The following is a 12,179-nucleotide window of genomic DNA, read 5'->3' as shown; positions in this document are numbered from 1 at the left end:
ATCCTTTATATTTTTGAGAAATTAGTTAACAATGTTTCGCCAAACTCACCCGACTTTTCCGGGTGGAATTGTACGCCATAAAAATTATCAAGCCAAATTGATGCCGAAAATTGATTTCCATAGTCAGCGGCCAGTAAAGTGTATGCTTTATCATGCTCAATAAAGTATGAATGTACAAAGTAAAAGTGTGAACCTGACGGTATATTTTCAAATAATGGATTTTCCTTTTCGGGGTAAACCCTGTTCCAACCGGTGTGCGGTACTTTGTGTTCTGCACTATCTGCAAACCTTAAAGTTTTAACCGGAATGATATCCAATAAGTTAGAATCGCCCTCTTCTGAATAAGAGGTAAGCAGCTGCATCCCTACGCAAATACCCAGGGTTGGTTTCTTTAACGCCTTAATGGCTGGTACCAGTCCGGTAGCCTTAAGCTTATTCATGGCCGCACCGGCATGCCCAACCCCCGGAATGATATAGCGGTCGTATTTATCAAAATCCTCTTCGCTGTTGATAAAGCCATAAGGGATACCTAAGCGCTCTAAAGCAGCAGTAAGGGAAAATATGTTTCCGGCTCCGTATAGGATAATGCCGATGCCCCCCCGCCCCTGAAGGGGTGCCTCTGCGAGGCTTTTTTTATTATTTTGATCTGGTGTTTTCATGTTAATTAGTTGCTCCCCTTTAGGGGCTGGGGGCTCTTAAAGCAGTCCTTTAGTGCTTGGTAAAACCATCTTATCTACATCACGTTTTACGGCCATTTTTATTGCCTTGGCAAAGGCTTTAAATATAGCTTCAATTTTGTGATGTTCGTTTTGTCCTTCGGCTTTGATATTCAGGTTGCTTTTTGAGGCATCGCTGAACGATTTGAAGAAGTGGTAAAACATTTCGGTTGGCACATCACCCACTTTTTCGCGTTTAAAATCGGCATCCCAAACTATCCAGTTACGGCCACCAAAGTCGATAGCTGCCTGGGCCAGGCAATCATCCATTGGCAGGCAGAAACCATAACGTTCGATGCCCATTTTGTTACCCAAAGCAGCGGCGAATACTTCGCCTAAAGCGATACCTGTATCTTCAATGGTGTGATGTTCGTCGATATGGAGATCGCCTTTCGCGGTAATTTCCAGATCGATACTGCCGTGACGGGCAATTTGATCAAGCATGTGGTCAAAAAAGTGCAGGCCGGTTGATATTTTGGCATCCCCTTTACCATCAAGGTTTATTTTGATGTGGATATCGGTTTCCTTAGTAGCACGACGATGCTCAAATACCCGCTGGCCGAGTTTTAAAAACTCGTATACCTTTTGCCAGTCGGTAGTTTCGAGCGCAATAACATCATCGATATGATCGGCCTCAGAAAATTCGTTTCCGCCGAGATTGCTGTTATTGTTAAGCCAGATGGCCTTTGCGCCAAGGTTTTTTGCCAGCAGTACGTCGTTTTTACGGTCGCCGATGGTGAATGAGTTTTTAAGATCGTATTTGTCCGCATCAAGATATTGCGTAAGCAGCGCGGTGCCCGGCTTGCGGGTGGGGGCATTGTCACGGGCAAAAGTACGGTCGATGATCTGGTTGGCAAATTTTACGCCTTCGCCCTCAAATGCCTGCAATACAAAGTTATGAACAGGCCAAAAGGTATCCTCGGGGTAAACCGAAGTGCCTAATCCGTCCTGGTTGGTAACCATTACAAGTTCAAAATCAAGCTCTTTAGCTATTTTAGGCAGATAGGTTAATGCGCCTGGATAAAATTCCAGCTTGGCAAATGAATCAATTTGCTCATCGGCCGGTTCTTTGATCAGGGTGCCGTCGCGGTCAACGAACAATATTTTCTGTAAATTACTCATCCAGGATTAATTATTGATTTAGCGAATTATTGAATTAGTGATTTCACCTTTTACTGTTTTATTTGAAGTTTTGTAGGGTGTCCAACAAAACAGTATTTTCATCCGGAGTACCAACGGTTATGCGAAGACAGCCTTCACAAAGCTCAACTTTTGAGCGATTGCGCACAATGATGCCCTGTTTTACCAGGTAATCATAAATGCCGTTGGCATCTGTAGTTTTTACAAGGATAAAGTTGGCGTCAGACGGATATATATCCAGCACAAATTCGAGGTCTTTCAATTTCAATACTAACCTGTCGCGTTGTGCAAGGGTTTCTTTGATCCATTCGTTTACCTGACCTACATTAGCCAAGGCTGCCAAAGCCAGTTGCTGCGATGATTCATTAACGTTGTAAGGTGGCTTTACTTTGTTCATCACCTCAATGATTTCTTCGCTGGCAAAAGCCATACCTACGCGTAAACCTGCTAAACCCCATGCTTTTGACAGTGTTTGCATTACCACAAGGTTAGCACACTCAGTAAGTTCCTGGATAAAGGACTTTTGCCTGCTGAAGTTGATGTAAGCTTCATCAACTACGACAATGCCGTTGAAATTAGCCAACAGGGTTTGAATATCGTCGCGGTTAATAGAGTTGCCGGTAGGGTTGTTTGGCGAGCAAATAAAGATCAGTTTGGTGTTTTTATTTACAGCCTCGGCAATGCCTTCTAAATTAAGCTGATAATCTTCAGTTAGGCTTACTTTACGGGCTTCAATATCATTGATGTTTGCTGATACCTCATACATGCCGTAAGTAGGCGGTACCAGGATCACATTATCAACTCCCGGGTTACAAAAACTGCGGAACAGGATATCGATAGCCTCATCGCTACCGTTGCCAACAAAAATATTGCGTGGTGGCACCCCTTTTATTTCGGTGATACGTTTTTTTAGGTCGTACTGTAAAGGATCAGGATAGCGGTTAAACTGCTGATCTAATGGTGACCCGAAAGCGTTTTCATTTGCATCCAGAAAGATGCTTGCTTCGCCCTGGTACTCATCACGTGCGGATGAATAAGGCACAAGGCGTTTTATATTTTCTCTGAGTATATTATTAATGTCGAACATTGTTAATCTTTTTTACGTCCGTCATTGCGAGGTACGAAGCAATCCCCGATTAGCAGAGGTACTTTGCAAATCCGCTCTGTAAAATTGGGGATTGCTTCGTACCTCGCAATGACGTTTTGGTATATCATTTTCTTTGTAACCCTATCGGTACATTCCCCTTTAGGGGGTTGGGGGGCTTAGCCTCACACTTACCGCGTTCCTATGCGCATGTAAGCCTTCCAGCTCGGCCAAAACTTCAACTGTGTGGCCAATGTTGTTGATTCCCTCGCGGGTAATGTGCTGAAACGTGATCTTCTTCACAAACGAATCAACCGATACGCCTGAATAAGCCCTTGCATAACTACTGGTTGGCAGGGTGTGGTTAGTTCCCGAGGCATAGTCGCCAGCGCTTTCCGGTGTCAGGTTACCCAAAAATACCGAACCTGCATTGATGATACTTCCGGTGATCTGTTCCCAGCTCCCGGTAGCAAGTATCAGGTGCTCCGGCGCGTACTGATTGCTGAAAGTTATGGCTTCGCTCAGACTGCTGGTAATCACCACATACGAGTTATCGATGGCAAGCTTCGCTATCTCCGCGCGAGGCAATACAGGTAATTGCTTTTCTACTTCCGCAATAGCTTTTTGGGCAATATCGGCAGAGGTGCAAACCAACACTGCCTGGCTATCAATACCGTGCTCGGCTTGTGCCAGCAGGTCGGCAGCGATATATGAAGGAATTGCGGTTTCATCGGCGATAACCAAAACTTCTGACGGCCCCGCGGGCATATCAATAGCGGTTGTGGTAGTTGACTGGATAATGGTTTTAGCTTTGGTTACAAACTGGTTACCCGGACCGAAGATCTTATCAACTTTAGGGATACTTGCAGTTCCGTAAGCCATAGCTGCTACAGCTTGCGAACCACCAACCAGGTAGATCTTATCTATTCCCAGCATCAGTGCTACATAAGCGATAAAGGCATTGACCTTGCCGTTTTTTTGCGGAGGCGAACAAACCACAATTTCATGACAACCTGCTATCCTTGCCGGGATACCAAGCATCAAAAAAGTACTTGGCAATACTGCCGAACCGCCGGGGATGTACAAGCCAACTTTTTCAATTGGTCGTAATTCGCGCCAGCAGGTTACGCCGGGCATAGTTTCAACCTTGTCTTCGGTTTTTAACTGCGTTTGGTGAAATTTATAGATGTTGCTGTAAGCCGTTTCCAGGGCAGCTTTCTGATCTGCGGATATCGCTTTGGCAATCTCTTCCAGTTCTGCTTTTTCAAGATAAAGCTTGCTCAGTTCCACCTTGTCAAATTTCAATGCATAGTCAAACAAAGCGCTATCGCCATGCTGCTGCACATTAGTGATCACGTCCTCAACAATGGTCCTGATCTCATTGGCCGGGTCAACATTGCGTTGAACCAACTTCTGGATATCGGCGGATGAAAGTTCTGAATAGTTGTATGTCTTCATACCAGTTTCAGTTATCAGTTTGCAGTTTACAACAGTTAGCAATTTACCATAGCGCAAACTGCTAACTGCCACTGCCAACTACTATAAAATGATCTTCTCAATAGGCATCACCACAATGCCTTGTGCGCCGGCTTGTTTAAGCTGACTTATGCGGTCCCAGAAATCACGCTCCGGGATTACGGTGTGTACGGCTACCCAATCTTCTTCGGCCAATGGTACTACTGATGGGCTTTTTACGCCGGGTAGTAAGGCAATAACAGCCGGAAGGTTCTGTTTCTCAACGTTTAGTACCACATATTTAGTCTCCTTAGCGCGTAAAACAGATTGTACACGCTGGATCAGTTCTTGTACCAGGTCGCTTTCTGCGATAGATTTGCTTCCAATCAGTACAGCTTCTGACGACATTACATCGGCAAAAGGTTTCAGTCCGTTGCTTTTTAGCGTACCACCGGTTGAAACCAGGTCGCAAATGGCATCACTAAGACCTAAGCCCGGTGAAATTTCTACCGAACCGGAAATGGTACGGATATCTGAAGTAATATTTTGTTCTTTTAAAAATTTGCCTAAAATGGCAGGGTAGGTAGTAGCAATTGCTTTGCCGTGTAAGTCGGCCAGCGAGTTAATATCGCTGTTATTTGGTACCGCTATTTTAAGTGAGCATTTACCAAATCCAAGGCGTTGCAGGTAGCTTACTTCAACTTCGGTTTCCTGGATCACGTTTTCGCCAACAATTCCTAAATCGGCAATACCATCCTGCACGTATTCAGGAATATCATCATCACGAAGGAAAAGAATTTCTAAAGGGAAATTAGATACCGGAGAGATCAGCGAGCTTTTGTAGTTTTCGAAGTTTAAGCCGCAATTTTTTAATAATTCAACAGATTTTTCGTTGAGCCTGCCAGATTTCTGGATAGCTATTTTAAGTGTTTTCACAAAATAAGTTTTAAGAAACTATAATAAAAAAGAGTATAAACGGGGTTGTTATTTCGCGTAGAAACATACATTATCTTATCACCACAGAGTGGTGATGGTGGAGATGAAGATGATGTAGTGCGAGACCGTTCATTTTTTGTATAGTAAAACTATAGATTAGTTGCGCAAATATAGAGAGATGTTTTTTAAATCAAAATTTAATGTGAAAAAGTGCAGCGATACTTGAAATTTTAGGGAAGCTTTCTGCCGGATTAAGTGCGCTTTTAGAATTTAATTTTGTTGAAAGGCTTACCATTGTTAATACAAGTGTTCGAGAGATGAAATTATATTCCCGCCGTTGTTGGTGTTGTCACCAACAATTTATTCCCGTATCTTATCAAGAATCAACAAAGCCTTTATACGCAGCGCATAGTTGTTGGTGACAACACCAACAACGGCGGGAGAGTTAAAGAATTAGCAGCATTGATTATATACGACTCTGAAAATCCTAAAATTCTGTAAATTCTGATTCTGACTACTCCTCATACTCATAAATACCACCCTCTTCGCCAAAATCTTTGATCAGTTTTAGTTTTTTAACTTTCTGAATATCTTTTAGATTGATAAGCTCGGGGTTTTCGAGCACATTGAACCAGATAAGGTAATAGTGTTTCGCCTTGTAAAACTTATCAATATCCTTGGTAAAAAAGCGGTGAGGTACCAGGTACGATGACATGCCCGAGAAAAAGTAAACGGCCTCGTGCGCATCGGTATAAATTTTTATGCCGGGTTTAAACAGGCTTTGATCCCCGCCGCGCAAATAGGTAGCAAACTCCGAATCGATCCAGCTTTCGTCGGTAAATCCGGGATTGCCGTATTCATCTGCAACCTGGTCTTGATAACGGGCTTTGTCTATCAAAAACTCGCTGGTAATGAAGCCCTGCATCAGTATAATCATTATAGCGCCGATGATGCGTCGGGTATTGATGTTACTTATCTTTTTAAGCAGGAGCAGGGCCCAACTGGTATATCCCCATAATGCAGATATATATAAGGGCGATAACAGGCGATGGTTAATTCGCTCGTATCTCGAGAAGGTAGATGATAATACGATAAATGCCCCATAAACAAACGCGAAAGTAATTGCCAGGTTCTCGAAGCTGTCAATTTTACGACGGAAGTAATTGAAAGCGAGTGCAGCGATAAATCCCAGGAAAATGATGATGGCCAGAGGTGTGGCGGCCCAATATTGATTAGGTGTTAGCCCCATCCAATCGCACATTACTGTGCCGAAGTAATATAGGTTTTTGCTGAAAGGCGTAATAGATGGTTCGCGCGGGCCTGTTGTTGTGCCTGTTACAAAGGCATTGAAAACGAGGTTGCTTACCAATAATGATATACAGATTGCTCCGTAAACAAGGATATGAACAATTTTCTTTTTTAAAGGTAATACCCTGTCCAGCAATAAAAGAAGCCCGCCGGTACCCACAATAGTTACAGCCGCATACCGGGTGATACAGCTTACGGCCGCTATAACAGCAGCCACTATAAGTGCCTTAAGGGTATGTTTTAACAGATACTCGCGGAAGGCAACGATGAAAAACAGGATCTCGAGAATAAACAAAGTCTCCGACCATAAATAGGAATAAACCTGCAACAATGGCGGGCTCAGGATAATGGCCGCCATCATTAACCATTTATAAATTCTTGATGACGGTACAAAGTGTTCCATGATCCATCCGCTGGTGAAAATGAGGGTAGCGAACATGATACCGTTCATTACCGCGCCAAACTTGACCGGATCTATCTGCGTGATAAATGATATTATACCAAGAAAAATCGGATAAAAAACAGGGAAGTCGACAATGGGTACATGATTAAACGTAAGTAAGTTACCATGGGTTTTAAAGCTCCTGGCCGCGCTGGTGTACATGATACTATCCGGCGAAACGCCTACACCGCTATACCTGAAAAACAAGCTCAAAATAAACCAGCCAACAAGGGCGGCTATAACAGCGTCAAGATTTTTTAGGTAGCGGCTTTTTTGCATAGTATGATATAAATATTGGTAAAAAGCAGGAGAGAAGAAAATGTTTTAAGGAAGAGGAGTAATTTTTATGTCATTGCGAGGAGGGACGACGAAGCAATCGCATGCTATACGGGGCGGTTATGCCTCCGTGCGGTTGACGCGCTGCGCTCGCAATGACATATTTATAGGTTCTTACGCTATCTGATCAAGCACAGTGCTTATCGGCTGGTCGCTGTCAATCAGGATACCTTTTATGCCTGCGGCAGTGCCGGCTTCAACATCGCGTTCGCGGTCGCCTATAAAGTATGATTGTGACGGCTCAATATTATATTTGGCTATGCCTTGCAGTAATAGTCCCGGTTTTGGTTTGCGGCAATCGCAATCGCCGGTAAAATTGGGGTGATGCGGGCAGTAAAAAAAGTCGGTAATTTCAACGCCGTGATCCTGGTAAACCTGTTTCAGATGTAAGTGCATTTTACCAAGCTCTTCTTCGGTATACCAGCCTTTGGCAATACCCCCCTGGTTGGTAGCTACAAGCAGCATATAGCCACGATCCTGCAGGGTTTTAAGGGCATCAAAATTATCAAGCACCTGGAAATCCTCAAAACGACGTATATAGTCGCCCATTTCGTGGTTCAAAACACCATCACGATCAAAAAAAACAGCTTTAACTTTATCTGGCATCGATTTTAAATTTTCGGCAAAGGTAGTGTTTTTTGAGTTCATAGTTGATGGTTCATAGTTCATGGTTTTGTCTGAACCAGGATTAAGGAGATTGCCGGATTTATGGGATTTGCTGTTGTCTGAACCCGAATTAAACGTTTGCAACCAATCTCAAAAAATAAAAACACAAAACCTCGTAATATCGTTAAGAATACTGCATCTAAATAAAAATTGGTCAGGTTAAACGCCTGTCCCACAAACTTAAACTAAAATGGATACATCACTTATTACAACAAGCACATCTTTAGAAGGGTACAAAGTTACCAGGCATTTAGGCGTTGTACGCGGCATTACGGTTAGGAGCCGGAGCGCCCTGGGTAATATCGCAGGCGGTTTTCAGTCGCTATTTGGCGGCAGGCTTTCCATTTATGTCGAGCTATGCGAAAACGCACGTGAAGAAGCTTATCAACTGCTAATCCAACATGCTCAGGCTATTGGTGCTAATGGCATTATTAACATGCGTTACGATGCGAATGAAGTAATGCAGGGTATTACCGAAGTACTGGCTTACGGAACAGCGGTAGTAGTTGAAAAGATTTAAAATATAAAAACCGGGAGCGACAATCGCTCCCGGTTGGTTTAGTGAGGGTTAAGGTTATTGAAAGTATTATTAATTGTTGATGCGCAGGTATCTGCGTACCGACTCATAATCATTGATATCGATATTTTTGGCTACTGATGCCGCCACACCACCCGGAATGATCACATAACGATATTGTAATACGGTGCTAAGGTTTACCGAATTTGAATTATCAAGTGTATAGCGGGTAATATTAAAATGCTTAAACCGGGGTGCAAAGTTGATGACGCTGGCCTTGTTGCCTGCATAGGTTAGGTGAGGCAGTGGAAATACGCCACCACCGTAGGTAAAGTAAACTTGTATAAGGGCGTGCGACAAATTTTCGGTTGTAAGATCGTTGGCCGGGATATCCGCAACGTGCATCAAACTGTTATCGATGGTACTATCACGAAAGTTTTTGGCATATACCCAATCCGAATAAATGACATTGGCCGTACCGGCAGGCCCGCGCAAACTAAATGCAGTTCCCCATGTTGAGCCAACCTTAGGGCCATATAACGAATAATTGTTTTTATCCAGGTAATAATCACCGGCTTTACCCAACGTAGCTGCGGGAGCACCTGTGCCGCTTAATACGGTATTACCGTCGGTGCCCGCCGTACCTGTAGGGCCTTTTAAAGAGAAATTAGTTCCCCAGCCTGCTGTTGTTTTAGGGCCGTATAACAAGCCGTTTGAGGTATTGAGGTAGAAATCGCCTTCTTTACCAATAGTGGCAGTAGGGGCGGTTGTACCGCTATAGATAACGCTGCCGTCACTTCCCGCAGGACCTACAGCGCCGGTTGCACCGGTATCACCTTTTGCTCCGGCGGGGCCAACATCGCCTTTTTTACAGGCTTGCACAAATACAAAAAGTACAATAAATGAGATTAACAGGTAATTGATTTTTTTCATGTGGATGTAGATAAAATGGTTTTGAATATTCAACTTTCGGCAGCTTGATTAATTCTGCTCCCTGTAGCATAATCCAAAATTGTTTACCTAATCCCCGAAAACAAATAGGAGAGTTACGCTATCATAAACGCACATTTACCCAATTAAACCGCGTAATTTAACGTTACTGGTTTTCGGTATCAACGCGCAGTTTATTAGTGGTTTTTATGGTAACAGCAGATAAAAAAACTATCTAAACCCATCGCTATAAAGAAGAAAAGCACGCTGAAGATAATTTCAGCGTGCTTTTCTTCTTTATACTTAAAATACTTTATTTGAAGTATGAAAGCGGAATGGTTTTCCACATGCCATGAGCAAGGTGACCGATCAGTAATTCGTATATAAGATAAACCGGCCAAAACACGTAATGGATAATAAGTAAAATTACGCTGTGGTTGTAGTACCAGCTTATCATTAAAGTATATAAACCCAATACAAGGTATAGTATGCTGGTTTCGCGCTTTTCCATTTTGAACCTTTTATTTTTGAGCTAATTTATAAATAGCGTTTAAATTAACGACAATTTTTCATGTTGTAAATTACCGAATAATCGGCGGCGTTGTTGGTTTGCTGCTTGCCGGTTTTAGTATCGTATTTATAAGGCTTTTGCGCAAGGTTGGTGCCCCTGAGCTGAAATTCAACACTCAGCGTATCTGTGCTGCCTTCCTGGCCGTAGGTCCACAACGCTTTGATAACATTACCGGTTAAATTGCCCATTAATGTACCTTTCCGGGCATCTTTTTCTTTAGGCAGCCAATCCATATCGCCGGTAACTTTGTTGCCGTTTATGTGCAGATTAACTTTTGTAGTGTCCTGGTTGGCGCTACCTTCAGTGGCATAAAAACAATACTCCATATTTACTGCCGGAGCATCGGGGGCATTGGCCATGGCCGTGTCTTCCTTTTTAATGGTAGTATCGTTATCGTTGGTGGCATGATTGCCTGAGCAAGAGGCAATGGTTAGGGCGATAAAGGAAACAAAGCCTAATTGAAATTTCATAACTGTGGGTGATTTTTTGTTATGACAATTAAAATAATAAAAGGTTCAATCACTCAAGCAATAGCCACTAAATAGTTACAATACCCGAATCTGGTAAGTTTAAAAGTGCGCTAAGCCTGTTTCTTTTCGGGAGGCGATGATACAATTTCGCCAAATTCATTTACATAGGCAAGCATGTTTTCGAGATCGCCTCCGCCGGCGTTTTGTTTGCGTTCCTGTTTGCGTTGTTCTTTATCTTCCTTTTTTTTCTGGCGATTTTTTTCCAGTTGTTTTTTCATGAATGTTGCTTGCGATTTAGCCATAATTATGATTAATTAAGTTAAATAATAGCTATTCCGTGTAGCAATAAAAAGGCCGGGCCAGATAATAAATACCTGTTTCAGTGAGCGTAAAAATGATCTTTAAGTTAAGTTCCGGGCAGCAACGGTATCAGCAGGGAATAAAACAGATCAGCATCAAAATAGCTGGGCGCTGTAAGCTGGAATAGCTTTAAAAATTTGCCGTTTATACACAAAGATAATAAAAATAGGCGAATTTTTAACCGTGGTGCTTTAACCGGTTGTAATGAATTGGTTGAAAAATCTGATAAAACAGCAACCTCCATCGTCTAAAATAAACCATAGGTGCTATATTTAGGCCGCAAACCAATACATAACCCTCATGAAACGCAGAAATTTTGTTCAAAGCTCGGTATTAGCCGGTGCCTCGTTATTTACTACAGGTGTTTTAAAAGCCGCCACGCTTACGGGGTGTACCGAACCTAATAGCGAAGCAGGGATAATAGCCGGAGATAAAACTTTTAATCTTAACTATGGCATTCATGATGGCATGTTTAAAAACCATGCCGGCGATGATTTTATTGAACAGATAAAATTTGCCTACGATAAAGGTTTCCGCGCTATTGAGGATAACGGTATGAGTGGCCGGCCGGTTGATCAACAGAAAAAGATAGGCGATACGCTGGCAAAACTGGGTATGGCTATGGGAGTTTTTGTACAGCCGGGCTTGGGTAATGACAGCAATATGCTGGCAACAGGCGCTGCCGACCAGGTTGAAAAGTTTATTGCCTCATGCAAGGAAGCTGTTGAGGTAGCTAAACGTATAGGCAGTAAGCTGGTTACCGTTGTTCCAGGCGATTTTGCACGTAAATTGCCTATTGGCGTGCAAACCGGTAATGTTATTGAAGCCATTAAAAAGGGGACGGCTATACTGGAGCCGCACGGCATTATTATGGTGCTTGAACCCTTAAGTGATAATCCCGACCTGTTTTTGCGCACGCCCGATCAGGCTTATGCCATTTGTAAAGCTGTAGGAAGCCCATCATGCAAGATCTTGTATGATATGTACCATGTTCAGCGCAACCAGGGAAACATTATCCCAACGCTTGACCTGGTTTATGATGAGATAGGCTATTACCAGATAGGAGATAATCCCGGTCGTAAAGAGCCTGGAACCGGCGAGGTTAATTATAAAAACATCTTTAAACACATCTATAACAAAGGCTATAAAGGTGTAATGGGCATGGAGCACGGCACGGCCGGAGCGGAAAAAGAAGGAGAGCTTGCATTGATTAAAGCTTACCGCGAGGCTGATAGCTTTATTTAGAAA

Annotated in this window: 13 protein-coding genes; 2 read left to right on the top strand and 11 right to left on the bottom strand. The window is 43.0% G+C overall.

Features of this window, described 5'->3' with window-relative positions; all coding sequences use genetic code 11:
- Positions 1–5: 5 nt before the first annotated feature.
- From hisH to DEO27_RS13940, 7 genes are all read right to left on the bottom strand, one after another.
- Complete coding sequence (gene hisH / locus DEO27_RS13970; protein WP_149301875.1) at positions 6–659, bottom strand: imidazole glycerol phosphate synthase subunit HisH; 654 nt, start codon at positions 657–659, stop codon at positions 6–8.
- Positions 660–695: 36 nt separating this feature from the next.
- Positions 696–1,838, bottom strand: a complete 1,143-nt coding sequence (gene hisB, locus DEO27_RS13965; protein WP_112573549.1) for a bifunctional histidinol-phosphatase/imidazoleglycerol-phosphate dehydratase HisB — start codon at positions 1,836–1,838, stop codon at positions 696–698.
- A gap of 58 nt (positions 1,839–1,896) precedes the next feature.
- Complete coding sequence (hisC, locus tag DEO27_RS13960; RefSeq protein WP_112573547.1) at positions 1,897–2,943, bottom strand: histidinol-phosphate transaminase; 1,047 nt, start codon at positions 2,941–2,943, stop codon at positions 1,897–1,899.
- A 159-nt stretch (positions 2,944–3,102) separates the two neighbouring features.
- A complete protein-coding gene (gene hisD / locus DEO27_RS13955) occupies positions 3,103–4,398 on the bottom strand; it encodes a histidinol dehydrogenase (RefSeq protein WP_112573995.1) in 1,296 nt (431 codons plus the stop codon).
- Positions 4,399–4,479: 81 nt separating this feature from the next.
- On the bottom strand, positions 4,480–5,331 hold the full coding sequence (hisG, locus tag DEO27_RS13950) for an ATP phosphoribosyltransferase (protein WP_112573545.1): 852 nt from the start codon (positions 5,329–5,331) through the stop codon (positions 4,480–4,482).
- Between the two features lie 514 nt (positions 5,332–5,845).
- Positions 5,846–7,360 (bottom strand): hypothetical protein, encoded by a 1,515-nt coding sequence (locus tag DEO27_RS13945; RefSeq protein ID WP_112573543.1) that lies wholly within the window; start codon positions 7,358–7,360, stop codon positions 5,846–5,848.
- A gap of 171 nt (positions 7,361–7,531) precedes the next feature.
- Complete coding sequence (locus DEO27_RS13940; protein ID WP_223818246.1) at positions 7,532–8,065, bottom strand: D-glycero-alpha-D-manno-heptose-1,7-bisphosphate 7-phosphatase; 534 nt, start codon at positions 8,063–8,065, stop codon at positions 7,532–7,534.
- A gap of 208 nt (positions 8,066–8,273) precedes the next feature.
- On the opposite strand from DEO27_RS13940, the gene DEO27_RS13935 reads away from it, so the two are divergent.
- Positions 8,274–8,603 (top strand): YbjQ family protein, encoded by a 330-nt coding sequence (locus DEO27_RS13935; RefSeq protein WP_112573541.1) that lies wholly within the window; start codon positions 8,274–8,276, stop codon positions 8,601–8,603.
- Positions 8,604–8,672: 69 nt separating this feature from the next.
- On the opposite strand, the gene DEO27_RS13930 is transcribed toward DEO27_RS13935, so the two are convergent.
- From DEO27_RS13930 to DEO27_RS13915, 4 genes are all read right to left on the bottom strand, one after another.
- Entirely contained in the window at positions 8,673–9,533 is an 861-nt protein-coding gene (locus DEO27_RS13930) for a collagen-like protein (protein WP_112573538.1), read from the bottom strand.
- A 310-nt stretch (positions 9,534–9,843) separates the two neighbouring features.
- Entirely contained in the window at positions 9,844–10,041 is a 198-nt protein-coding gene (locus tag DEO27_RS13925; RefSeq protein ID WP_112574311.1) for a hypothetical protein, read from the bottom strand.
- A 44-nt stretch (positions 10,042–10,085) separates the two neighbouring features.
- Positions 10,086–10,571, bottom strand: a complete 486-nt coding sequence (locus DEO27_RS13920) for a hypothetical protein (RefSeq protein WP_112574312.1) — start codon at positions 10,569–10,571, stop codon at positions 10,086–10,088.
- A 110-nt stretch (positions 10,572–10,681) separates the two neighbouring features.
- Entirely contained in the window at positions 10,682–10,873 is a 192-nt protein-coding gene (locus DEO27_RS13915; RefSeq protein ID WP_112574313.1) for a hypothetical protein, read from the bottom strand.
- 358 nt (positions 10,874–11,231) lie between these two features.
- Here DEO27_RS13915 and DEO27_RS13910 point away from each other — a divergent pair, with 358 nt between their 5' ends.
- On the top strand, positions 11,232–12,176 hold the full coding sequence (locus DEO27_RS13910; RefSeq protein ID WP_112574315.1) for a hydroxypyruvate isomerase family protein: 945 nt from the start codon (positions 11,232–11,234) through the stop codon (positions 12,174–12,176).
- Positions 12,177–12,179: the final 3 nt, after the last annotated feature.

This window comes from Mucilaginibacter rubeus, from assembly GCF_003286415.2.
GTDB lineage: Bacteria > Bacteroidota > Bacteroidia > Sphingobacteriales > Sphingobacteriaceae > Mucilaginibacter > Mucilaginibacter rubeus_A.
The sequence above is the reverse complement of the archived record's forward strand: the minus strand, read 5'-3'. Positions and strand labels throughout refer to the sequence as shown.